The organism is Arthrobacter sp. alpha11c, assembly GCF_054149985.1.
This window is the reverse complement of the sequence record NZ_CP196747.1, coordinates 107,417-129,214: the sequence shown is the minus strand read 5'-3', so window position 1 is coordinate 129,214 and position 21,798 is coordinate 107,417. Positions and strand designations below refer to the sequence as shown.

Here is a 21,798-nt window from a genome sequence, read left to right as displayed (position 1 = left end):
GGCTCAGGCTATGAGGGAGGACACCGGGACTATAGGCTTGGGGCGAAGGTCCATGTGGGGGACGTCGGATGTCGGGCGGGCCGGATCTCTTGGGGAGGAAATGTGTCACAGCCAGAGCACGGCCAGCAGCCATATCCGGGCGGTCAGCCTGCGTGGGGCAACCAGCCCCAGTGGGGAGGTCCGCCCGCGTGGTCAGCCCCACAGGGCGGCGGCAACAACTGGCCGGGCTACCCTCCGCCAGGACCAGGACCAGCGGGTGGATGGCCTGCGGCTGCGCCTGGCGGACCACCCTACGGCCAGCACATGTACGTTGCCCCACCCAAGCCCGGTGTCATTCCCTTACGCCCCCTGCAATTCGGCGAGCTGCTCGATGGTTCCTTCCAGACCATACGCCGGAATGCCGCCTCCATGTTTGGTTCAGCCCTGATCGTCCAGGCCGTCGCCGCCGCCCTCCTGGGCGTTGTGACCGTCGCCATGTACGAGCTCATGGATTCGTTGGAAGCGACGGATTTCAGCGGGGACGCGGCTGGATTCTTCGGCCCGTTCCTGGCCGTCATGGCGGGTTCGGTGGGAGTCTCCGTGTTGATTGGCTTTCTCGGCGCCGTTCTCCAGGGCGTCATGGTCATTCCGGTTTCCCGTTCTGTCCTCAACCGACGGACTGGCTTCGGGCAAATGTGGAAGTTGGCTGTCGGGCGGATCCTGCCCCTCCTGGGAGTAGCAGCCGTGCTCACTTTCGGTGGACTGCTGGCCGCAGCTGCCGTCGTCGGGATTGCCGTGCTGTTGTTCACGGCCTTGGGACCGGCTGCCTTGTTGATTGTCTTTCCCTTGGGCTTCGGGGCCATCGTCGTTTTTGTCTGGATTGGACTGAAGCTCATGTTTGCCCCCGCCGCCATCGTCGTGGAGCGGATCGGCGTCTATGACGGGCTCCTGCGATCCTGGCAGTTGACCAAGAGCAATTGGTGGCGCATCTTCGGCATAACGCTGCTGGTGAGCGTCATGGTGGGAATCATCGCCCAGATAGTACAGATTCCAGCCTCTCTCGCCGCGACCGCGATTGGATCTGTAATCGCTCCCCACCCGGACGCCGAGACAGTGGCCTCCACCCTGATCCTCACGACCGTGATCTCGATGATCATTGGAGCTTTGGTTGGGTCTGTGACATTCGCTTTCCAAACATCCGTGTCCGCGCTCATCTATATGGATCTTCGAATGCGTCGGGATGGGCTGGACGTGGAGTTGATGCGGCTGATGGAAAGCGGTGCAGATCCCGAGGGAATCCCGGGTGGTCCTCCCCCGCAGGTCCAAGGAAACACATGGCCACCTGGCGGCGGACAATGGCCAGGCAATCCTCCCGGGCGCCGGCCGCAGGCATGAGGGAAGCATTAATCCATGTCATTCCCGCTTTGGCCGGCACTGAACCGCCGGTGACTCCGGACCGTGACGAAGCACGTCGCTGGGCCGAGGAGGAACTATCCAAGGCGCAGTATGCCCAGGCCCGGCCCAGTTGGCTGGACCAGCTTTGGCGCGATTTCCTGGACTGGCTCAGCTCCTTGGAAGGGGACGGATCTTCCCCGGGAGCAACATCGCTGTTCCCCTCATCATTTCCTTGGCTGTCGTGCTCATCGTGGTGGCTATCCTCGTAGTCCGTCCCAGGCTGAATGCAACGCGAAAAACCTCCATTGCCGGCATTTACGGCAAGGACGCCGTTGTGGACGCTGCCACATACCGGAAGCGCGCTTTGGCCGCGGCCGACGACGGCGACTGGCCGTCCGCCGTCGTCGATCAGTTCCGGGCCTTGGTGCGTTCCGCGGAGGAACGGGATGTCATTGAAGCGCGGGCCGGACGGACGGCCGATGAAGCCGCAGGGCACTTGGGCCAGGCCTTCGCCCCCGCTCAACTCCGGCTGGTCGATGCAGCCCGTCTGTTTGATGCGGTCCGCTACGGAGAACAGGCCGCAACACGCTCGGACTATGAAGAAGTGCGCAAGTTGGATACGGACCTCCTGGCCCTAACACCTGACTTCAGTGGCCAGGACCAGCAGGGATTCGCGGTGCCGCGATGACCCTCCAGGAACAGGTGCCAGAAGCTTTACAGGGAGGAACTCCTCCTCAACGGCGGACCAGCGCATTATGGAGTTGGTTCCGAAAGCACCTGGTGTGGATTGCACTGGGAGCAGTGTTTGCCGCATTCGTGACGTTCCTGATAGCGGAGCGGTTCTCGGCACCCAACGACTCCCGCGCCTTGTCTACCCGTAATCCCGCTCCCGACGGGGCCATGGCCCTGGCCGAAATACTGGGGCGTCACGGTGTGGGCATAACCCCCACCGATACCCTCGAAGACACCCTGGCAGCGCTTTCCGACGACGACACCACCGTGCTGCTGTATGACCCCCGCGGTTTCCTGGACAGATCGCAGTTGCAAGATGTGAGGGCCGCGGCCGGGCGAGTAGTGGTGGTGGCACCGCGGCTACGCACGTTGAACGGCCTCGATCCGGGCATCCGTCCCGGCGGGGTGGTTCCCGAAGCAACAAAAATCCTTGAACCGGGCTGCGGCCAGGAAGATGCAGAGCAGGCGGGAAGCGTTGCCGCACAAGGCCCGGTGTACCTGGGGCCGGTAGTTTGTTACGCCACCCGCAGCGACGGACCTGGACTTTATGTGGCCTCGGAGGATGAGGGCGTCATTGTTCTGGGGAGCACCGGGTTGCTGGAAAACCAACACCTCGCTGCCGAAGGCAACGCCGCATTGGCGATCCGGACCCTGGGAAGCTCCTCAGACTTGGTCTGGTACACACCGGGCCTCACGGATGTAGCGTCCGATCGATCCGCCCCGACGCTCAGCGAGCTTGCACCGCCCTGGCTGGCATTTGCGGGTCCATGGCTGGCTGTCATAGCTATCCTTGCCATCCTCTGGCGTGGACGACGCTTGGGCCCGTTGGTCTTTGAGCCACTTCCCGTGGTGGTTCAAGGCCGCAGAAACTGCCGAAGGCCGTGCACGCCTCTATCAGGATTCACGGGCCGTGGAACGCGCCGCCGACAATCTGCGGGCAGGAACCCTCGCCCGGTTGGCCAAGCATTTCAATCTGGGGACGGACGCCGCCGGGGAGGCCATTATCGACGCCGTGGCCCGGCGCCTTGGACGGCAAGCACCGGCGATCCGGTGGGCATTAATTGATTCCAAGCCGCAGACAGAAGGACAACTGGTGCAGTGGGCACAACAGATCGAACGAATCGAACAGGAGGCGACGGCCCGATGAGCAACCAGCCGAACAACTACACGGACAGCAACAACCAATACTCCGGTGGCGCGGCCCACCAGGGCGTGGAGGATCCTGCCCGGCAGTCCCTGCTGAACGTCCGGAACGAGGTTGGGAAGGCTGTGGTCGGGCAGGATCCCACAGTGACGGGCATGCTCATCGCCCTTCTCTGCGGCGGCCACGTCCTGCTGGAAGGTGTGCCCGGCGTCGCCAAGACCCTGTTGGTCCGGGCGTTGTCCACTGCCTTGAGCCTGGAAACCAAGCGCGTACAGTTCACGCCGGATCTCATGCCCGGTGACGTCACGGGCTCCTTGGTGTACGACTCGCATTCATCGGAATTCACTTTCCGCGAAGGGCCTGTTTTCACCAACATCCTGCTGGCCGATGAAATAAACCGAACGCCACCCAAGACACAGGCCTCGCTCCTGGAAGCAATGGAGGAACGCCAGGTTTCCGTGGATGGCGTATCGCGGCCACTCCCTGCACCCTTCATCGTGGCAGCCACCCAGAATCCCGTGGAATACGAAGGAACTTACCCCCTGCCCGAGGCCCAATTGGACAGGTTCCTCCTCAAGCTGACCATGCCCTTGCCAGGAAGGGCCGAGGAAATCGAAGTGATCCGCCGGCACGCCGGTGGCTTCGACCCCCGAAACCTCGCCGCGGCCGGCGTGCGGGCGGTGGCTGGCGCCGTCGAGCTTTCCAACGCCCGCGCGGCTGTGGCGCAAGTGGCCGTCGCACCGGAAATTCTGGCCTACATTGTGGATGTAGTCCGGGCCACCAGATCAGCCCCGTCCTTCCAGCTGGGCGTCTCCCCTCGAGGCGCTACTGCCCTCCTGAACACGTCGAAGGCATGGGCGTGGTTGTCCGGGCGGCCCTTCGTGACACCGGACGACGTCAAAGCATTGTCCTTGCCTTGCCTCAGGCACCGGGTAGGCCTGCGTCCTGAGGCCCAGATGGATGGCATCCACGTTGACGACGTCCTGGGCAGCATCCTCGCATCCGTTCCGGTGCCTCGTTGATTCTGCCGGTGCTGCAGATGATGCCGATGACGCAAATGGCAACGGTGCCCTGATGGCCATCACGGGTCGTTTTGTGTTGCTGGCTGTTGCCGGGCTGGTTCCGTTGCTGCTTTTTCCGGCGTGGAGCACGGTGCTGTTCGTCGCTATCGGATTGCTCCTGTTCCTGACCCTTGACCTTGTCCTGGCGGCTTCCCCAGCCAAGCTGGGCTTGGCTCGTCAGCAACCGGGCAACGTCACTTTGGAAAGTCAGGTTGATTCCGTCCTCACGGTGACCAACCTGGGCCGCCGGAAGCTACGGGCGATGATCCGGGATGGTTGGCAACCTTCCGCTGGAGCCCTGAACCCAGCCCAGCCGCTCGACGTTCCAGCTGGTGAACGTCGCCGCATGACGGTTTCTCTGGCGCCACGGCGCCGCGGCGATCTCGAGAGCCCACACGTGACGATCCGTTCCTATGGGCCCTTGCGGCTGGCGGCACGGCAGCGAACGAGGGCTCTTCCCGGGCGGCTTCGGGTGCTGCCACCCTTCCATTCCAAACGGCATCTGCCATCGAAACTGCGCAAGCTGCGCGAACTTGATGGCAGGGCGGCTGTGCAGATCCGGGGCGCGGGAACGGAGTTCGATTCCCTGCGGGACTACGTTCGTGGCGATGACGTCCGATCCATTGACTGGCGTGCAACCGCCCGTCGCACATCTGTGGTGGTGCGGACCTGGCGTCCGGAACGGGACAGGCGCGTTGTGATAGTTCTGGACACATCCCGAACCGCAGCGGCCCGCATTGACGACGAGCCGAGGCTCGATACTTGGATTGAGGCTGCGCTGCTGCTCGCGGTTCTGGCGGAACGGGGCGGGGATCGGGTTGACTTCCTCGCCTACGACCGGATGCTCCGCGCGAGGGTCGAATCTGCTTCGAAAGGCAATCTCCTGGCCCAACTCGTTCAAGCCATGGCGACGTTGGAGGCCGAGCTTATCGAACTGGACTGGCAGCAGATCCCAGGCCAGGTGCGCGCCGTGTCGGCACACCGCTCTCTTGTGGTGCTTTTGACAGCCCTCGACGGCGGCGCCCCGGAGGAAGGCCTTCTCCCCATGGTGGCCCAGCTGGTCCGCCAGCACGTGGTGGTGGTGGCATCTGTCCGGGACCCCTTGCTGGCAGAGATGAAGACCGGGCGTTCCACAGCCAGCCAGGTATTCCGTGCCGCCGCCGCGGAACGCGCCCTGCTGGAACGCGCCGCCGTCACTGAACAATTGCGGCAACTCGGGGCTGAAGTGGTGGACGCCGAGCCCTCTGAGGTCCCTCCCCTGCTTGCTGACACCTACATCCGGCTTAAAGCGGCCGGACGGCTCTAGGAAGGACTCCAATGAACGAACCCATCTACCGGCTCGCCCTGGGCAATGATTTCACCAAGCTGGCGCCCGAACTCCAGGAGTACTTCTCCCTGGCGGCAGGCTCCGGGTCATATGGAATCGGCGAAGGAGTCTTTGACGTCGTGGGATGCCAGCAAAAATGGATGCGCCCTTTGCTGGCCCTGACGGGAAGCGAAGAGGCCTTCTTCCCTGAATACGGCGAAGGCATTCCGTTCCGCATTGAGAACCATGCCCACGTGGATCCCTTTGGCCGGCAAGCCCTCACGGCACGGCGTGAAATCTACTTCCCATCCGGGACGCGATTGTTCCACGACACCACGAGCGCTATTACCACGCCGCAGGCCGGCTCCGTTACGCCCGCACCGATCCGGTTGGTGGACCATGTTGGCCGTTACCGCCGCCTCGTCACGGACCTCGACGTCAGCGTCACACCCAACGGCCGGTTGCGGGGCGTGTCCAAAGCCAGCCGGCTCTTCCTGGGTCCACTGCGCATTCCATTGCCGGCGGCCCTGGACGCAAAGGCCTTCGCGGAGCAATGGTGGGACGAGTACGAAGGCAAGCACCGAATCCAGGTCAAGGTCATTCAACCCCAGATCGGCGTAGTGCTTGTCTATGCCGGCCGCTTCGATTACCGGTTGGCGCCCTACCTGCCCGGGGCCGCCCAAGGCACATCGCTCCCCCGCTATGCAGAACCGGATCGCTGGGAAAAGAGGATCTAGCCCTTGCCGATCAGCCCTGTGACAGTTGGTCCAGGCCATCGGCCACTTGGGTGAGCCGGGCGAGCACTTCCTTCGCTGTGGAGGGCTTCACGTGGGCGAGTCCCGTTGCCGGCGTCAAGCGCAGTGCCGGCAAAGCCGACGCCGGGAGGCCCAGCTGGCTCCAAGGCCGCCAAATGCTTTCCACAATGTCTGAGGTCCGCGGGAGCATGGCATCAGCGTCCGCTGTGGGCATCGCACCGGCCCACAAGCGCTTGCCATCTTCCACTGCTCCGGCAAGCTGCTCCCATTGGCGGGTTGTCAATGCCCTCAGCGGCACGGCAATGCCATCGGCGCCCGCTTCGAGTATGCGATCAATCGGGGCCTCGATCTCCGGTACTGCCACCACAATTTCGACGGCGCCTGCTGCCCTGAGCGCATCGATCACCAATCGCCAGGCACCCGCAACCTCCTCGCCGGGGATGGACCGCAGAGTGCGGTAACCACTCGCCGTCGGGATTGTTCCGCCCATCACTGCGGCAATGTCCGGCTCGTCCAACTGGACCACAACGCCCGCTCCGGGGACCGCTCCCGAGATCCGTTGAAGGTGTCCTGCTACTCCGGCCGCCAGTGACTCTGCGATGTCACGGCGCGCCCCAAAATCGAGGAGGGCTCTCTCGCCGTTGTGGAGGTACAAACCGGCCGCGAGGCTCAGGGGACCCATCAACTGGACCTTGATCCCACTGGCTGAAACTTCCTCTGTTCCAGCGACGTCAGCCAGGATGTTGACGTCAGTGGCAAGCGCGGATCGTCCTCGTTGCGCGTCCTTTCCCGGCCGGTCCACCAATCTCCAACCGTGGGGCTGAACGTCCACGGCCAAATCCACAAGGAGCGAAGCTGTCCTGCCTACGGCGTCGGATCCCACGCCACGGTCCGGCAGCTCGGGCAGGAACGGCAGGTGGGGGTCGCCCAATTCCCCCCGGATGATCCGCAGGGATTCTGCAGGGTCAATCCCAGGCCATGGGCCAAGAGCCGTAGCGCTAACCCTTCGCACTTCTCCTGACATACTTTCAGGCCTGCTGGCTGGAGATCTGGTGATCCTCTGCGATGGCCTCGTGATGGCGGATCACTTCACTGATGATGAAATTCAAGAACTTCTCGGCAAATGCGGGGTCAAGATGCGCGTCCTCGGCCAGGCGGCGAAGCCGGGCGATCTGGGCTGCTTCCCGTCCAGGGTCGCCCGCCGGAAGTTTGTGCGTGGCCTTGAGGACCCCTACTTTCTGGGTGGCCTTGAAGCGTTCCGCGAGCAGGAAAACGAGTGTGGCATCAATGTTGTCGATGCTGGACCGGATGGAGAGCAGCTCATCCATGACGCCGCGATCCACCTGGCCCGCGAGGGAACTCGCTGACGGGTTGAAGGAATCGTCGTCTTCGGGGAGGGCATTGTTCTGCTCGGTCATGGTCCCCAGTCTATGGGGTGCGGCGGTAGCGTTGCCGGTGTTACCTGACGGCGTCCCGCCAGCGGTGTTCCCGTCGCGGGAATCGGTGCAGAATGGCAGCATCACTGCACTCGACCAAGGGAGCTTCCATGAAAATCGCTGTTCTGGGAACAGGAATGGTGGGGCACGCCCTCGCTGGCAAGCTGGTGTCTTGTGGTCACGAGGTCATCATGGGTTCCCGTGAATCCGGTAATCCCAAGGGCGAGGAATGGGCCCAACAAGCTGGTCCACGCGCCAGTGCGGGCTCTTTCGCGGAAGCGTGCGCACAGTCCGAGCTGATCGTGAATGCCACACCCGGTACTGTGAGCCTGGCCGTCCTCGCTGAAGCCGGCGACGCCACCCTGAACGGCAAAATCCTCTTGGACGTGGCTAATGCCCTTGATGGATCCAGCGGCTTCCCGCCATCTCTCACAGTCTGCAACACCGACAGCATCGCCGAGACCATTCAACGGACCTACCCCGAGGTGCGGGTAGTGAAATCCCTTAACACAGTCAGCGCCCCCGTGATGGTGGATCCAGGGCGGCTTCCGGGCCCACATGACATGTTCATGGCGGGAAACGACGCGGATGCTAAATCCACAGTGTCAGGCCTGCTGCAGGAGTTTGGTTGGGCGCCCGAGCACATCAGGGACCTGGGAGCACTCGACGCTGCCCGCGGCATGGAAATGTGGCTGCCCTTGTGGCTAAGGATCTTCATGCAGCAGCCAAAGGGAAAGATGTTCAACATCGCCATCGTCTCGGAATAGCTCAGGAACCACCCTCAGCAATGGAGGCACTGAAGGTCCGCTCCCCAGCGTGGAGAACGGACCTTCGGTGCAGCTTTCCGGCGTTGTCAGTGCCGGCGTTGTCGGTGCCCGGCTTGGGACCTAGCCGCCCAACAGCGCGCGGTGGGCTTCCCGGCGTCGTGCTTGTTCGTCAGGGTCCGGAACCGGCAAGGAGGCAATCAGCCGCTTGGTGTAGTCGTGCTGGGGCGAGCCCATCACATGGTTGCCGATGCCCTGCTCCACCAACTGTCCCTTGTACAGCACGCCCACCCAGTGCGAGAGCATGTCCACCACTGCAAGGTCATGGCTGATGAAAAGTGCCGCGAAGCCGAACTGCTCCTGGATGTCCTTGAACAAGTCCAGAACCTTGGCCTGCACTGAAACGTCCAGCGCGGAGGTTGGTTCATCGGCAATCAGCAGCCGCGGATTGAGCGCCAACGACCTCGCAAGAGAGGCCCGCTGCCGTTGTCCACCGGACAGCTCGTGCGGGTAGCGTTGCGCGTACGACGCCGGCAACTGGACTGACTCGAGCAGTTCGCCTACCTTTTTCCGCGCCTCAGCCGCGCTGGGCTTCGTGTGGATAATCAGCGGCTCAGCCACGCATTCGCCGATGGTGAGATGAGGGTTGAAGGAGGCGGCAGGGTCCTGGAAAACAAAGCCGATCTCCTTCCGCAGGGGACGGAAAGTACGCTCCTTGAAGTCCAGCATCTCGTAGCCGAGGACTTTGAGACTGCCGCCCGTTGTCCGGTTCAGGCCAGCGATTGCCCGGCCAATGGTGGATTTTCCGGAACCAGACTCGCCCACCAAGCCAAAAACCTCGTTCTCCGAGACTGTGAAGCTGACGTTGTCTACGGCTTTGAAGCCATGGCGTCCAAACCGGCCCGGGTACTCAATGGTGAGGTTCTTCGCTTCGACGAGGACCTTGCCGTCTTGATGCAGTCGAGCGCGAGCGCCTTCAGAGGCTGAGTTCCGGCCCAGGTGCGGGACCGCAGCGAGGAGCTTTTTCGTGTAGTCCTGCTGTGGTTCCGCGAACAACACCCTTGAGGGCGCTTCCTCCACCACATCTCCCTGGTACATGACCACTACCCGGTCGGCGAGGTCGGCCACTACGCCCATGTTGTGGGTGATCAACACGATGGACGTGCCGTAGTTGTCCCGCAAATCCCGGAGTAGCTGCAGGATTTCCGCCTGCACTGTGACGTCCAGGGCAGTCGTTGGCTCATCGGCCACAATCAGGCCGGGGTTCAAAGCCAACGCAGCGGCAATCACCACGCGCTGTTTTTGCCCGCCGGAAAACTGGTGTGGGTAGTAGTTGACCCGGGTTTCAGGATCCGGAATGCCCACCTTGCGCAACGCCTCCGTGGCGCGTTCCTTGGCCTCCTTGGCAGACACGCGGTGACCGTCCTTGGCGTGCGCACGGATCCCTTCGGCAATCTGCCAGCCAACCGTGAACACGGGATTCAAGGCGGTGGAGGGTTCCTGGAAGACCATGGCTACGTCGCGGCCACGGATCTTTCGTAGTGCGGATTTGCTGACGCTGATCACGTTGTTGCCATTGATCACCACCGCGCCGGAGCTGATGGCAGTTTCCGGAAGGAGGCCAAGGATGGTCTTGGCCGTCACGGTCTTGCCGGAGCCGGACTCCCCCACGATCGCCACTACTTCCCCGGCTTTGACGTCCAGGCTGACATCCTTCACCGCATAGACATCCCCGCCATCCGTGGCGAACGTGACTTTGAGCCGATCAATGGTGAGGACCGGTTCACTGGCGGCCCCGGCATCGGAAATGTTTCCGAGGTTGGTGGTCATGGCTTACCTGCTTCTGAAGCTGTAGGGGTTGCAGGGGATTTCGTTGCGCCTGCGCGCTTGCGTCCACGGATCCGGGGATCGTTGAGGTCGTTGATGCTTTCGCCAACCAGGGTCAGGCCCAGGACCGTCAGCACGATTGCGATGCCGGGGAAGACACCGGTCCACCAGATACCCGAGGAGGTATCGGCCAGCGCCTTGTTCAGGTCGAAGCCCCACTCTGCAGCGGACGTCGGCTCGATACCGAAACCAAGGAAGCCAAGGCCGGCAAGCGTCAGGATCGCCTCGGAGGCATTGAGGGTAAACATCAGGGGCAGGGTGCGCGTTGCGTTCTTGAAGATGTGCCGTCCGATGATACGCAGGCTGGATGCACCCAGTACCTTGGCCGACTCGACGAAAGGCTCAGCTTTGAGCCGGATGGTTTCGGCGCGGATGACCCGGAAATATTGGGGCACGAACACCACGGTGATGGAGAACGCACAGGAGAAAATACCGCCCCAGAAACTGGACTGGCCACGGCTGATCACGATCGAGATGACGATTGCCAAAAGCAGGGTGGGGAACGCGTAGATGGCGTCCGCCACCACTACAAGGATCCTGTCCAACCAGCCGCCGAAGTAGCCGCTGAGCAGGCCCAGGGCGACGCCGAGGAAAAGGGACATTGCCACGGACACGATAATGACGGTCACGGCCGTCTGGGATCCCCACAGGACGCGGGACAGGACGTCATAGCCGCCCACAGTGGTGCCAAGCAGGTGTTTGGCACCCGGTGCCTGTTGGGTGGGGAAGGAACCGGACGCATCGCTGAGTTGGGAGTATCCGTAGGGGGCCAGAAGCGGGGCGAAAATGCTTGTCAGCAGGAACAATCCGCTGAGGACAACGCCCACCACCAGCATGCCGCGTTGGAGGCCAACGCTTTTCCTGAGGTGGGACACCACCGGAAGCCGGGAGAAGAGGGGCTGCTTGGGAGCAGTCAGTGAAGGAGTGCTCATGGTCAGTACCTCACTCGGGGATCGATGAGCGCGGCAATGATGTCCACGATGAAGTTGGTCACTGCGACGATGATGGCCAGCAGCACGACAATGCCTTGGACAGCTACAAAGTCACGGGCATTGAGGTATTGCACCAGCTGGTACCCCAGGCCCTTCCACTCGAAGGTTGTCTCGGTCAGGATGGCGCCGCCGAGCATGAGCGCAATTTGCAGGCCCATGACAGTGATGATGGGGATCAGCGCAGGCTTGTAAGCGTGTTTGGTAACCAGCCGGAACTCACTAACGCCCCGGGACCGGCCAGCCTCAATGTAGTCCTTTCCCAGCGTGCCAATGACGTTTGTCCGTACCAGCCGCAGGAAGACCCCGGCGGTCAGCAAACCCAGGGCCACGGCCGGCAGGACAGCGTGGGATGTAACGTCTCCGAGAGCAGCAAAGTTGCCGCTGCGAAGCGCGTCCAGCCAGTAGATGCCTGATGGAGCTCCCAGGCTGCTCATGGTCAATTCCGTGCGCGTGGAGGCACGTCCTGCCACGGGGAACCATCCGAGCCACACCGAAAAGGTCAGCTTGAGAAGGAGGCCTGAAAAAAACACGGGTGTGGCATAGCAGAGAATCGCGAAGAACCGCAGAACGGCGTCGGAGCTCTTGTCGCGGTGTTGGGCTGCGATGAGTCCGAACGGGATACCGACTGCGAGCGCCACGATCAGTGCGTTGATCGAAAGCTCAAGTGTTGCGGCCCCAAAGGTAGTGAGTACCTCGACGACGGGACGGCGGTCGGTGATCGTCGTGCCAAAGTTGCCGGTGATGAGTTGGCCAAGGTATTCGAAGTACTGGATCAGAACGGGCCGGTCATAGCCGGCATCGTGGATTCGCTGTGCCAGGACATCTGGTGGGAGACGTCCGCCTTGGGCAGCAGTGATGGGATCTCCAATGACCCTCATCAGGAAGAAGACCAACGTCACCAGAATGAAGACGGTGGGGATGATCAGGAAGAACCGGATCACGATGTACTTTCCAAGGCCTCCCCGGCCTTGGACTTGCTCCTGGGAGCTACTATCCCGGGCTCCGCCTCGGGTACCTCTATAACTGTTGTCATTGTTACCTGTATTTCCTGCCCGTGGATTGCGCGGGATTGGCTCATGCATGCCGGCCACGAGGGTGGTCAGCAAAGGAGGCGGGACACCGGATCAGTGTCCCGCCCCTTTCCATCACATGGTGTGGTTACTTCGAAATTGTTCCGAGGCGGAACTTGAAGGATGCGTCCAGCGTCTTTTCAACACCGTTCACGCCACTTCCGGCCACCGCGACTTGAGCGCCCTGAAGCAGGGGCAGGGTTGAGATGTCCTTGGCCAGTGCGTTCTGGACATCTTTGATGTCTGCTTCCCGCTTGGTCTTGTCAGCCTCGGTCAGCTGCTTGGCGATCAAGTCGTTCACAGTGGGGTTGTTGTAGTGGTTCTTCAGGAAGCCGCCGTCCGGGAAGAACGGGGTCAGGTAGTTATCGGCGTCGCTGAAGTCAGGGAACCATCCAAACTGGAACACGGGGTACTCGTCAGCGCGGCTCGCCTTGCTGTAGGTAACCCATTCAGTGGACTGCAGGTTGACCTTGAAGAGTCCGGACTTCTCCAGTTGTTCCTTGATCATGGCGTACTCGTCACCCGAGGAGCCGCCGTAGTGGTCCGGGTTGTACTGCAGGTTCAACGCAACAGACTCGGTAATTCCAGCGTCCGCCAGTACCTTCTTTGCCTTGTCCAGGCTCGGCTTTCCGTTGTCTCCATAGGCATCCTTGAATGACTCATTGGCGCCGAGGAATCCGCTGGGCACGTTGGAGTACAGCGGGAGGTAGGTGCCCTTGTAGACCTGGTCAGCGATGGCTTGGCGGTCGACGAGGTTGGCTACGGCTTGCCGGACTGCGAGCGCCTTGGCGGGATCAGCGCCGGCTGCCTTGGTTCCGAACGGCATGGTGTCGAAGTTGAAGGTGATGTAGCGGATCTCGCCACCCGGTCCCGTCAACACCTTGACTTTGGAGTCCTTCCTCAGGTCGTCAACGTCCGTGGCACTGAGGCTTCGGAAGGCGACGTCGATGTTGCCCTGCTGGATGTCCAGCTTGAGGTTGGTGGGGCTGGCGTAGTACTTGATGGTCGCTTCGTCGTTCGCCGGCTTGCCGAGGACACCCTTGTAGTCACCGAACGCCTTGAAGCTAACAAGTTCGTTCTTCTTGTAGCTATCGATCGTGTATTGGCCGTAGAAGGCTTTAGCCTTGATGATCTCGTCGTCCGGAAGGATCTTGTCCGCCGGGAAGACTTCGTCGTCAACAATGGGCGCGGCAGGACTGCTGAGAATCTGGCTGAAGGTCTGGTCATTTGCATTCTTCAGCTTGAAGACCACTGTGGTGGCATCAGGAGTGCTAACACTCGCGATGTTGGTCAGGAGGGACGCCGGGCCGGCGGGGTCGTTGATCGCAACCTGTCGGTCGAACGAGAACTTGACGTCCTTGGAGTCCAGCGTGTGTCCATTGGCCCATTTCAGGCCCGCCTTGAGTTTGACGGTGTATTCCGAAGGTGCCGTGAACGAGGACGACTCCGCAAGGTCCGGGACCGGTTCAGCACCCCCAGGCTTGGAGTTCAACAGGAACGAGTAGATCTGGTTCATCACCATGAATGAACCATTGTCATAGGATCCGGCCGGGTCCAATGACGTGACTTTGTCTGTGGTGCCGTAGGCGATCGGGCCGGCGGCAGCCGGGGCGGAGGAGGAACCGCCGCCGGAGGGCCCGGTGCATGCAGTCAAAGCGAGGGCGGAAACGCCCGCCAGCGCGATAACGCCATGCAGGGCCTTCTTCTTCAGTGCCATCTGTGAACCTTCTGTTCGATGGATTAGGCGCGCCGCCGTGGGATATTTGTGACGGAGCGCACTCTTGATTCCACGATTCAATCAGACTTCAGCGCCCCCGGGCCCTTGATTTTATGATTCGAGACACAATATTTACCTACGAGTAGGTTTTCCAGGGGACGCCAAAGCATTGCCCCCGAAGGATCGCCGGAATATCTTTATTCCGAGTTGATAAGCGCTGATCACGGACAGGCGGAACGCAGCCGTGGACAGCATCCAGGCGGCGGTTCCGGGGGCCGCCGAGGTAATGGGTGCAAGGACCAGTCCTAAGGACAGGAACATGAGCAAGGCAGCCCTCTGCGTGGGGATCAACAAGTTCAAGTATTTACCCGAATCGAGCTGGCTTCACGGTTGCGCTAATGACGCTGAAGACCTGGCCGCCCTCCTTGAGGCGCAGTATGGTTTCGCCTCCTCCAGCATCAAGGTCCTGAGGGATGCCAAGGCCACCAAAAAGTCCGTGATGGCCGAACTCAACAAGTTGGTCGATAGCGCGGTAGAGGGAAAGTCCAACCACATCGTCTTCACCTTCTCCAGCCATGGCACGCAGATACCCGATACCAGCGGCGATGAGGTGGATCGGCTGGACGAAGCCTTCGCCTGCTACGACATCAACAACGCCGGCGACTCCTGGGACCCGGAGACAGTGATCAGTGATGACGAGTTGGCCACGCTCTTCGGGCGGCTGCCGGAGGGCGTCCTCATGGACGTCGTCCTGGACACTTGCCACAGCGGCACTGGACTGAAGTCCCTGGACCTCTTGCCGGGCCGACGCCCGCGTTTCCTGCCTGCCCCAACGCCCAGGGCTGTGATCGCGAACGAGTTCAGCGACGCCCGCACCCTTCGCGACCTTGTGAAATCACCCATGCTGTCCAAGCCTGTGCTGATGGCAGCCTGCCGATCGGACCAGACGGCCGCGGACGCCCTCATTGAGGGCCGCTACAACGGAGCCTTCACGTATCACTTCGTGAAGTCCCTGCAGGGCAACGGCACAGCAGGGCGGGCGGAAGTCCTGAAGCTGGTGAGCAAGGGGCTCAAAGGCGGCGGTTTTGATCAAGTTGCCCAATTGGAAGGCACGACGGCGGCACGCAAGGCTGCCTGGGGCAGCTAACCTTTCGTCGGCGTCACCTCAGGGGCATCAGCTGTTCCCGCGTGCCTATTGCGCGTCCTTATTCGCCCGTGCCGTGGAACTTGTCCCTGACACCGGAAGATGCGGCTTCCTCGGCGTCGTGCTGTTGGTCGGAGCCAAACAGCATTCCTTGCCGCTCCCGGTCCATCACCGGTTTAAGGGCGGCATACACAAGCCGCCCACCGGCGTCGAATCTGAGGACTCCTCCTCCACGTACGTCCACGAATTCCCGCCGCGTCTTCAGGCCAAGGCGGACGTAGGCCTCCTTACGGCTCATCCGCACCGTTTGAATGAATGATGCCCCGATTTCGGAGATGATGAAACCGTCCGGCGACACGCGTTCGGATGTACGTACCCGGGTGGAGCTCAGTGGCGTGCGCCGCTCCAGCCGGGCCGCGTCCAGGAGCCTCGGGTTTTCCCACACGAAGCGTTGGACTTCCTGGGGGTCCGACCCCAGTGCCGAAAGGCGGATGGGATAGCGAAGCCCCTGGTAGCTATCCACCCCGCTGATGTTGTTCAGCGACACCCGGCGGATCCCAATGGCCGAGAATTCCGTTTGCAGGGCATCCCGATAGCCGTAGGTGTCTTCCGGGACCATGTCCAGGTCCGCGGCAATGATGCCACGTAAGAGATCCCGCCAGGTCACGTCCACGGGCGGCATGTAGGAAAGGCCCCGGATCACCATGCGCAGGACCCTCATGGCCACGATTGAACCGGATTCGGCCTTCTGCTGCAGGCTTTGGTTGTCCCCAAAACGCGCATTTCTCTCCGACCACAACCGCTGGACGGCCCGGAGTACTGCCCCCACCACCACAGCCCCGCGGGCGTGCGGGTCCAGCATGGTTTGCCAGCCCTCAGGAATGGCGCCAACGAATGGCTCCCTCAGTGGACCTCGCGCGAAAAGGTCCCTCGCAAAGTCAAAGAGGGACCTTATCAGGATCGCGTCGTCCACGACCTGCCCTGCCTCAAAGCCTTCCCCGGCAGCTTCAAGTTGCCGGAAGACCACCTCCCGGGATGAGAACACCGACAGTATGGCCACCAGATCTGCCAGGGCCTCGTGCATGGCAAGTTGCTCCATGGTGGCCAGCTGGTCTGCCCATGCAGGCCGGAAGCCGTCAAGGATCGCATGGGTGACTTCGTGGGCAACGATGTCCCTGTACAACGCAGTGGGAACTTTGTAGCCCATGCGGTCCACCGAACCGAAGCGGATGGTGTTGGTACCTCGCTCATATCCGGTATCGATGGCCGTGACACGATCCCTTGCCTTCAGGACCACCCGCCCCTCCGGGTTCCAGGGCATCCGCCGGCCGAGCGTGGATTCGAAGATATCCAGGGTGCTCATGGCCACGCCGTAGACGTGCTGGGCAAGGAAACGGGTATCGTCCAGGAGTTCGCGAAGGTCCGTGGGCGGAGGTTCTGAAATCAATTGCCAGGGGTCGCCTTGGCGCGTCAGGGTAACTGGCGAGACATTGGTTCCACGCCACTTTCGGATGTGGATCGCGTAGCGGTGTCCAGTGGGGCCACGCCGCAGCCGCTCTACGGGTATCCGTACTTGGGCTGTCAGCGGTGGCGCCCCGCCGCTGCCTATCGGCCCCTCTGCAAGGACCATCACGGAGACCATCTGCCCGGCTTTGATGTCTCCCGGGCTCTTCTTTGGAAATGCCACAGTCATCGCCATCCCGAGTGCGGACCCCAACACACCGCAGCGGTTGCGCTGCTTAGGCCAGTATGGGGGCCCTCAAACGCGGAGGCAATAATCCGGCAACGGCTAGAGAACTGCCCTCTGCAGGGAACGTGCGGCGTCGATGGTTGCCTGTCCCAGTACCCGGGTGCCCTGATACAGCACGACGGTCTGGCCAGGCGCCACTCCCCGCAGGGGTTCGGTCAGGGTGACCACGAGTTCGGCCCGCTCAATACCCTCTTCATCGGCAACCGGCTCAATGTGTGCACGGGCAGGAACGGGGTCGCCATGTGCCCGCACCTGGGCGTGGCACTCGAATTCCGCACCTGTCCCAACCTCGGAGATGGGCAAACCAGCCCAGGACACCTTGATTCCGCGGATTTCATCGATGGCAAGGAGCGCTTCCGGCCCCACAACAACCTTGTTTTCCTTTGGCCGGATTTCCAGGACGAACCGGGGCTTGCCATCGGAGGCCGGGGTGCCCAGCTTCAGTCCTCGGCGCTGGCCGACGGTGAAGGCGTTTGCACCCGGGTGCTCGCCTACCTTCGTGCCAGTTTCGTCCACGATGTCGCCGGTTGTCATTTCGATTTTCTCGGCCAGCCAGCCACGCGTATCTCCATCGGAGATGAAGCAAATATCGTGGCTGTCAGGCTTATTTGCCACCGACAAACCCCGCCTTTCGGCCTCGGCCCTTACCTCGGCCTTGGAGGGAGTGTCCGCCAGCGGGAACATGGAGTGCTTAAGCTGCTCGTGGGTCAGGACGCCCAGGACATAGCTTTGGTCCTTGGCCCAGTCTGCCGCACGATGCAGTTCGCGATTGCCGTCGGCGTCTTCGATTACTTTGGCGTAATGCCCGGTGCAGACAGCATCAAAGCCAAGGGCAATGGCCTTTTCCAGCAAGGCAGCAAACTTAATGCGCTCGTTGCAACGCATGCAGGGATTCGGTGTGCGCCCGGCAGCATATTCGTCAATGAAGTCCTGGACGACATCTTCCTTGAAGCGTTCGGAGAAGTCCCACACGTAGTAAGGAATCCCCAGGACATCACAGGCGCGCCATGCATCGCGGGAGTCTTCAATGGTGCAGCAGCCCCGGCTTCCGGTACGAAGGGTGCCGGGCATGCGCGACAACGCAAGGTGGAGTCCGACGACGTCGTGTCCGGCCTCGACGGCGCGGGCGGCGGCCACGGCGGAGTCGACTCCGCCGCTCATTGCTGCAAGTACTCGCATGCTGGCTTTCCGTGTTTTAGGGGTTTTTGGATAGTGATTCCGGCTGAGGCGAGCCGGCACGCCCAACTATTCTAGCTCCCGCACCAATGCCCGCGCTAAATCCCTTGACTGGGCATAGGACCAAATCTAAAGTCAAAGTAAGTTGTTTTAGAAAAAGCCAAGACTGAGGTGGGCTGAAATGACACATGAGCGAATGGTCATCGCCGGCGGCGGCCTGGCTGGCGCGACCACAGCAAAAACCCTTCGATCAGAGGCCTTCGCTGGGCCAATCACCCTCCTGGCATCCGAGGAGCGGATCCCGTACCTTCGGCCACCTCTGTCCAAGGAGTTCCTTCTGGGCAAGGCCGACGAGGATAGCGTCCCGGTGGTGCCGGCCGGCTGGTACGAAGAAAACGACGTCGAACTCCTCCTGGGCAACCCCGCGGTGGGCATCGATGCCAGGAACCGAACCGTAACCCTCAAGGACGGGCGAACCCTTGACTACGCCAAGCTGCTGATAACCACCGGGGCGCAGCCTCGGCACATCCCGCTTCCCGGCATTGACCTGGAAGGCGTGCTGACTTTCAGGACCTTTGAGGACAGCCTGCGCCTGCAGTCCCTGCTCAGGGACGGAGGCAAGCATGTGGTCATGGTCGGTTCCGGGTGGATCGGCATGGAACTTGCTGCGGCTGCCCGCAGCTACGGCAATGATGTGGTCCTGCTCGGCTTGGAAGAAATCCCCCTCAGTGCCGCCATCGGCCCTGAACTCGGCAACTACTTCCGGGCACTCCACGAAGAGAACGGGGTCAGCTTCAGGCTGCCCGCGAGCGCTGCTGCCATCGAGGGGAACGATGGCCATGCCTCCGCAGTGCGAACCAACACGGGAGAAGTCCTTCCCGCGGATATCGTCATCATCGCAGTGGGTGTAGTGCCTGACACATCATTGGCAGAAACAGCAGGGCTGAGCCTGGACAACGGAGTTCTGGTGGATTCCGCCCTACGCAGCAGCGCCCCGGACATCCTGGCAGCAGGTGACGTTGCCAACGCCCTGCATCCCTTCACCGGAGAGCATCATCGCAGCGAGCACTGGGCGAATGCACTTAACGGCGGCAAAGTGGCCGCCAAGACGATGCTGGACCAAAATGCCGCCCTGGATGTTGTCCCCTATTTCTATACGGACCAGTTCACGCTCAGCATGGAGTACTCGGGTTTCCCTTCGCTGACCTCCGGCGTTGAGCCCGTACTTCGTGGGTCGATCGATGAGGGCAGTTTCATCGCGTTCTGGATGCGCGATGGCCAGAAGAAGCAGGGCGAAGTGGTGGCCGGCATGAGCGTGAATATCCGCCGCGTGCAGAAGCCGATCAAGGCGCTGATTTCCGGCCGGGTCCCCGTGGACGTAGCCCGGCTGACAAGTCCCGACGTCCCCCTTGAGGAACTGTTGCCCCACGACTGATTTTTACCCTGGACTTTTGCCCGGAACGATTCCCGGGTTAAAGCTCTCCTGCTTAAAACTCCGCAGCGCCGCGCCGCGCTACCGTTGCCGCTGTCTGGATGCTGGATTCATGACCGGCCATGCCTGCTTGACGAGCCCGTGAACAAGCTTCGGGCAGCGCCTTAAGCAGGGCATCGACGTCGGCATCTGTTGAGCTGTGCCCCAGTGTGAAGCGTTGAGCACCACGGGCAGTATCTTCATCCAGCCCCATGGCCAGGAGGACGTGGGAGGGACGGGGCACCCCTGCTGTACAGGCCGAACCGGTGGATGACTCAACGCCTGCGAGATCGAGAAGGAACAGCAGGGAATCTCCCTCGCAACCAGGAAAAGTAAAGTGGGCGTTGCCGGGCAGCCGACCGTCCCCGGATGCCCCACGGAGCACCGCGTCCGGTACGGCCTCGCGAACCCCAGCAATGAGACGGTCCCGCAGCCTGCTGATTCGCTCGGCCTCCGTGGCCAGATGAGCCGTAGCGGCCTCCGCGGCTGCGGCGAAGGCGGCAATGGCCGCCGTGTCCAGTGTTCCCGAGCGCACATCGCGCTCCTGCCCGCCGCCGTGTTGAACCGGAGTCAACTTAATCGCCCGCCCGAGGAACAACGCGCCGACTCCGACGGGTCCGCCGAGTTTATGCCCCGATACTGACATCGCAGCGAGCCCGGAAGCCCGAAAGTCGACCGGAACGGACCCGAACGCCTGGACAGCATCCGAATGCACGGGAATCCCATATCGGCTGGCCAGCTCTACGATCTCAGCAACGGGCTGAATGGTGCCCACTTCGTTATTGGCCCACATCACCGTGACAAGCGCAACGGACTCGGGGTCGCGCTCCAGTTCGCGCTGCACGGCGTCGAGCCGCACCACCCCTTCTGCATCGACGGGCAGCCACACGGCCTCGGCTCCCTCATGACGCTCAAGCCACTCCACCGTGTCCATGACCGCGTGATGTTCGACGGCGGAACACAGGATCCGGGTTCGGCGAGGGTTTTCGTCATGGCGGGCCCAGAAAAGGCCCTTGACGGCCAGGTTGTCGGCCTCAGTCCCACCCGAGGTGAAAATTACCTCGGACGGGTGGGCTCCAGCAGCCGCCGCCAACGTTTCGCGCGCATCTTCCACCGCGCGCCTTGCCCGACGCCCGGCTCCATGGAGGGAGGACGGGTTGCCGGTTCGCGCCAGCTCGCGCGTCATGACAGCAAGGGCTTGGCCTGACATGGGAGTGGTGGCGGCGTGGTCGAGGTATACAGGCACGTTGTAATTCTACCGGCGCCGTAATTCCATCGACGGCGTCAGCGCTAGGTCTTTGGGGCAGATTTTGGGGTCAGGCCTGGGGTCAGGTTTTGGGGCCCGGTTCCAGGTTGCCAATCCGGGCACAGCAATGACCAGGGCCAGGTTCCGGAAGGACGTTGTCAGCACTTATTCCGGATGCGGTGGCCGCGCCCTTGAGGAACGCGCCATTCATGGCGCAGACCACCTCCTGGTGATCCTGCGAAAGCCGATGGAACGGACAGTTAAGCAGCCGGTATCCTCCGGCGTCATCAGCGGTTGGCTCATAGCCAAGGTCCGCCAAAGCACCCAGGAAATCGCCGGGCCGGCCGGCTTCCTGGCCCTTGCGGATTGCAACATCCATCAATGCGTCCCGCACGGGCACCTCCCCTGCCAGGGAACGCGTGATCGCTGTAGCCATCAGATCCCCGGCGAGATCGTACTGGCGCTCAGGGACAGAGGCAACAACCTCATCCATGGCCGGGCGGTAGAGCTTGGCGGGCCGGCCGGAACCGGGCCCGGCTTTGTCGGAGGACTTTCTGAACTCCACTTGAAGGACGCCATCCTTCACCAACCGATCCAAATGGAAAGAGGCCGTGCTTCGGGGAATGCCGAGAGCACGAGCCGCTTCGTCCCGGCCTACGGCGTCTGCAGCACCGCGCACGTAGGCAAACAACACCCGGCGGTTGTCGTCGTCCAAAGAGGCGATCGCCGAAATCCTTTGGAGCCAAGAGTGTCGTGCAGTGGTCATACAGTCA

18 protein-coding genes and 1 pseudogene are annotated in these 21,798 nt (G+C 62.0%); 9 read left to right on the top strand and 10 right to left on the bottom strand.

Annotated features, from left to right (window positions below; genetic code table 11):
- Window positions 1–102: 102 nt before the first annotated feature.
- The 6 genes from ACTAQJ_RS00600 to ACTAQJ_RS00575 all read left to right on the top strand — a co-directional run bounded on the left by ACTAQJ_RS00600 (window position 103) and on the right by ACTAQJ_RS00575 (window position 6,354).
- A complete protein-coding gene (locus ACTAQJ_RS00600) occupies window positions 103–1,374 on the top strand; it encodes a DUF7847 domain-containing protein (RefSeq protein WP_431115721.1) in 1,272 nt (423 codons plus the stop codon).
- 145 nt (window positions 1,375–1,519) lie between these two features.
- Window positions 1,520–2,062: a DUF4129 domain-containing protein gene (locus ACTAQJ_RS00595; protein ID WP_498700007.1), complete on the top strand. Its 543-nt coding sequence runs from the start codon at window positions 1,520–1,522 to the stop codon at window positions 2,060–2,062.
- Window positions 2,063–2,154: 92 nt separating this feature from the next.
- Window positions 2,155–3,171 carry a DUF4350 domain-containing protein gene (locus ACTAQJ_RS00590; RefSeq protein WP_498700005.1) on the top strand — a complete coding sequence of 339 codons (1,017 nt, stop codon included), beginning with the start codon at window positions 2,155–2,157 and terminating at the stop codon, window positions 3,169–3,171.
- A 78-nt stretch (window positions 3,172–3,249) separates the two neighbouring features.
- Window positions 3,250–4,272, top strand: a complete 1,023-nt coding sequence (locus tag ACTAQJ_RS00585; RefSeq protein WP_431115725.1) for an AAA family ATPase — start codon at window positions 3,250–3,252, stop codon at window positions 4,270–4,272.
- 52 nt (window positions 4,273–4,324) lie between these two features.
- Window positions 4,325–5,617: a DUF58 domain-containing protein gene (locus tag ACTAQJ_RS00580; protein WP_431120272.1), complete on the top strand. Its 1,293-nt coding sequence runs from the start codon at window positions 4,325–4,327 to the stop codon at window positions 5,615–5,617.
- 11 nt (window positions 5,618–5,628) lie between these two features.
- Entirely contained in the window at window positions 5,629–6,354 is a 726-nt protein-coding gene (locus tag ACTAQJ_RS00575; protein ID WP_498700002.1) for a DUF4166 domain-containing protein, read from the top strand.
- Between the two features lie 10 nt (window positions 6,355–6,364).
- Here ACTAQJ_RS00575 and ACTAQJ_RS00570 read toward each other — a convergent pair whose 3' ends face one another.
- Together ACTAQJ_RS00570 and ACTAQJ_RS00565 are read right to left on the bottom strand one after the other, a co-directional pair.
- Window positions 6,365–7,396 carry a uroporphyrinogen decarboxylase/cobalamine-independent methonine synthase family protein gene (locus ACTAQJ_RS00570; RefSeq protein WP_498700000.1) on the bottom strand — a complete coding sequence of 344 codons (1,032 nt, stop codon included), beginning with the start codon at window positions 7,394–7,396 and terminating at the stop codon, window positions 6,365–6,367.
- Between the two features lie 4 nt (window positions 7,397–7,400).
- Entirely contained in the window at window positions 7,401–7,790 is a 390-nt protein-coding gene (locus ACTAQJ_RS00565) for a chorismate mutase (protein WP_431115729.1), read from the bottom strand.
- A 128-nt stretch (window positions 7,791–7,918) separates the two neighbouring features.
- Between ACTAQJ_RS00565 and ACTAQJ_RS00560 the strand changes: the two genes are divergently transcribed.
- The gene (locus ACTAQJ_RS00560; RefSeq protein ID WP_498699997.1) at window positions 7,919–8,575 is read left to right on the top strand and encodes an NADPH-dependent F420 reductase; all 657 of its coding nucleotides are present in this window, start codon (window positions 7,919–7,921) and stop codon (window positions 8,573–8,575) included.
- A gap of 120 nt (window positions 8,576–8,695) precedes the next feature.
- Here ACTAQJ_RS00560 and ACTAQJ_RS00555 read toward each other — a convergent pair whose 3' ends face one another.
- From ACTAQJ_RS00555 to ACTAQJ_RS00540, 4 genes and pseudogenes are all read right to left on the bottom strand, one after another.
- A complete protein-coding gene (locus ACTAQJ_RS00555) occupies window positions 8,696–10,402 on the bottom strand; it encodes an ABC transporter ATP-binding protein (protein ID WP_477515008.1) in 1,707 nt (568 codons plus the stop codon).
- Window positions 10,399–11,391 (bottom strand): ABC transporter permease, encoded by a 993-nt coding sequence (locus ACTAQJ_RS00550; RefSeq protein ID WP_477515007.1) that lies wholly within the window; start codon window positions 11,389–11,391, stop codon window positions 10,399–10,401. Before ACTAQJ_RS00550 ends, ACTAQJ_RS00555 begins: the two co-directional genes overlap by 4 nt.
- Before the next feature lie 2 nt (window positions 11,392–11,393).
- A pseudogene (locus tag ACTAQJ_RS00545) lies at window positions 11,394–12,484 on the bottom strand (ABC transporter permease).
- A gap of 125 nt (window positions 12,485–12,609) precedes the next feature.
- Window positions 12,610–14,238 carry an ABC transporter substrate-binding protein gene (locus ACTAQJ_RS00540; RefSeq protein ID WP_498699994.1) on the bottom strand — a complete coding sequence of 543 codons (1,629 nt, stop codon included), beginning with the start codon at window positions 14,236–14,238 and terminating at the stop codon, window positions 12,610–12,612.
- Between the two features lie 319 nt (window positions 14,239–14,557).
- On the opposite strand from ACTAQJ_RS00540, the gene ACTAQJ_RS00535 reads away from it, so the two are divergent.
- Window positions 14,558–15,385, top strand: coding sequence for a caspase family protein (locus tag ACTAQJ_RS00535; RefSeq protein ID WP_498699992.1), 828 nt, complete (start codon window positions 14,558–14,560; stop codon window positions 15,383–15,385).
- Window positions 15,386–15,443: 58 nt separating this feature from the next.
- Here ACTAQJ_RS00535 and ACTAQJ_RS00530 read toward each other — a convergent pair whose 3' ends face one another.
- Together ACTAQJ_RS00530 and mnmA are read right to left on the bottom strand one after the other, a co-directional pair.
- On the bottom strand, window positions 15,444–17,075 hold the full coding sequence (locus tag ACTAQJ_RS00530; RefSeq protein ID WP_431115740.1) for a gluzincin family metallopeptidase: 1,632 nt from the start codon (window positions 17,073–17,075) through the stop codon (window positions 15,444–15,446).
- Between the two features lie 96 nt (window positions 17,076–17,171).
- Window positions 17,172–18,293, bottom strand: coding sequence for a tRNA 2-thiouridine(34) synthase MnmA (gene mnmA / locus ACTAQJ_RS00525; RefSeq protein WP_498702128.1), 1,122 nt, complete (start codon window positions 18,291–18,293; stop codon window positions 17,172–17,174).
- 196 nt (window positions 18,294–18,489) lie between these two features.
- Here mnmA and ACTAQJ_RS00520 point away from each other — a divergent pair, with 196 nt between their 5' ends.
- On the top strand, window positions 18,490–19,743 hold the full coding sequence (locus ACTAQJ_RS00520; RefSeq protein ID WP_498699990.1) for an NAD(P)/FAD-dependent oxidoreductase: 1,254 nt from the start codon (window positions 18,490–18,492) through the stop codon (window positions 19,741–19,743).
- A 52-nt stretch (window positions 19,744–19,795) separates the two neighbouring features.
- Here ACTAQJ_RS00520 and ACTAQJ_RS00515 read toward each other — a convergent pair whose 3' ends face one another.
- A complete protein-coding gene (locus tag ACTAQJ_RS00515; protein WP_498699989.1) occupies window positions 19,796–21,025 on the bottom strand; it encodes a cysteine desulfurase family protein in 1,230 nt (409 codons plus the stop codon).
- Window positions 21,026–21,107: 82 nt separating this feature from the next.
- On the bottom strand, window positions 21,108–21,791 hold the full coding sequence (locus ACTAQJ_RS00510) for a helix-turn-helix transcriptional regulator (RefSeq protein WP_498699985.1): 684 nt from the start codon (window positions 21,789–21,791) through the stop codon (window positions 21,108–21,110).
- Between the last annotated feature and the right edge of the window lie 7 nt (window positions 21,792–21,798).

Bases quoted from the DNA above. Each gene is read 5' to 3' on its own strand.
- ACTAQJ_RS00585 (WP_431115725.1), top strand. From the start codon at position 3,250: ATGAGCAACCAGCCGAACAACTACACGGACAGCAACAACCAATACTCC.
- ACTAQJ_RS00580 (WP_431120272.1), top strand. From the start codon at position 4,325: ATGGCCATCACGGGTCGTTTTGTGTTGCTGGCTGTTGCCGGGCTGGTT.
- ACTAQJ_RS00575 (WP_498700002.1), top strand. From the start codon at position 5,629: ATGAACGAACCCATCTACCGGCTCGCCCTGGGCAATGATTTCACCAAG.
- ACTAQJ_RS00570 (WP_498700000.1), bottom strand. From the start codon at position 7,396: ATGTCAGGAGAAGTGCGAAGGGTTAGCGCTACGGCTCTTGGCCCATGG.
- ACTAQJ_RS00565 (WP_431115729.1), bottom strand. From the start codon at position 7,790: ATGACCGAGCAGAACAATGCCCTCCCCGAAGACGACGATTCCTTCAAC.
- ACTAQJ_RS00560 (WP_498699997.1), top strand. From the start codon at position 7,919: ATGAAAATCGCTGTTCTGGGAACAGGAATGGTGGGGCACGCCCTCGCT.
- ACTAQJ_RS00555 (WP_477515008.1), bottom strand. From the start codon at position 10,402: ATGACCACCAACCTCGGAAACATTTCCGATGCCGGGGCCGCCAGTGAA.
- ACTAQJ_RS00550 (WP_477515007.1), bottom strand. From the start codon at position 11,391: ATGAGCACTCCTTCACTGACTGCTCCCAAGCAGCCCCTCTTCTCCCGG.
- ACTAQJ_RS00540 (WP_498699994.1), bottom strand. From the start codon at position 14,238: ATGGCACTGAAGAAGAAGGCCCTGCATGGCGTTATCGCGCTGGCGGGC.
- ACTAQJ_RS00535 (WP_498699992.1), top strand. From the start codon at position 14,558: ATGAGCAAGGCAGCCCTCTGCGTGGGGATCAACAAGTTCAAGTATTTA.
- ACTAQJ_RS00530 (WP_431115740.1), bottom strand. From the start codon at position 17,075: ATGACTGTGGCATTTCCAAAGAAGAGCCCGGGAGACATCAAAGCCGGG.
- mnmA (WP_498702128.1), bottom strand. From the start codon at position 18,293: ATGAGCGGCGGAGTCGACTCCGCCGTGGCCGCCGCCCGCGCCGTCGAG.
- ACTAQJ_RS00520 (WP_498699990.1), top strand. From the start codon at position 18,490: ATGACACATGAGCGAATGGTCATCGCCGGCGGCGGCCTGGCTGGCGCG.
- ACTAQJ_RS00510 (WP_498699985.1), bottom strand. From the start codon at position 21,791: ATGACCACTGCACGACACTCTTGGCTCCAAAGGATTTCGGCGATCGCC.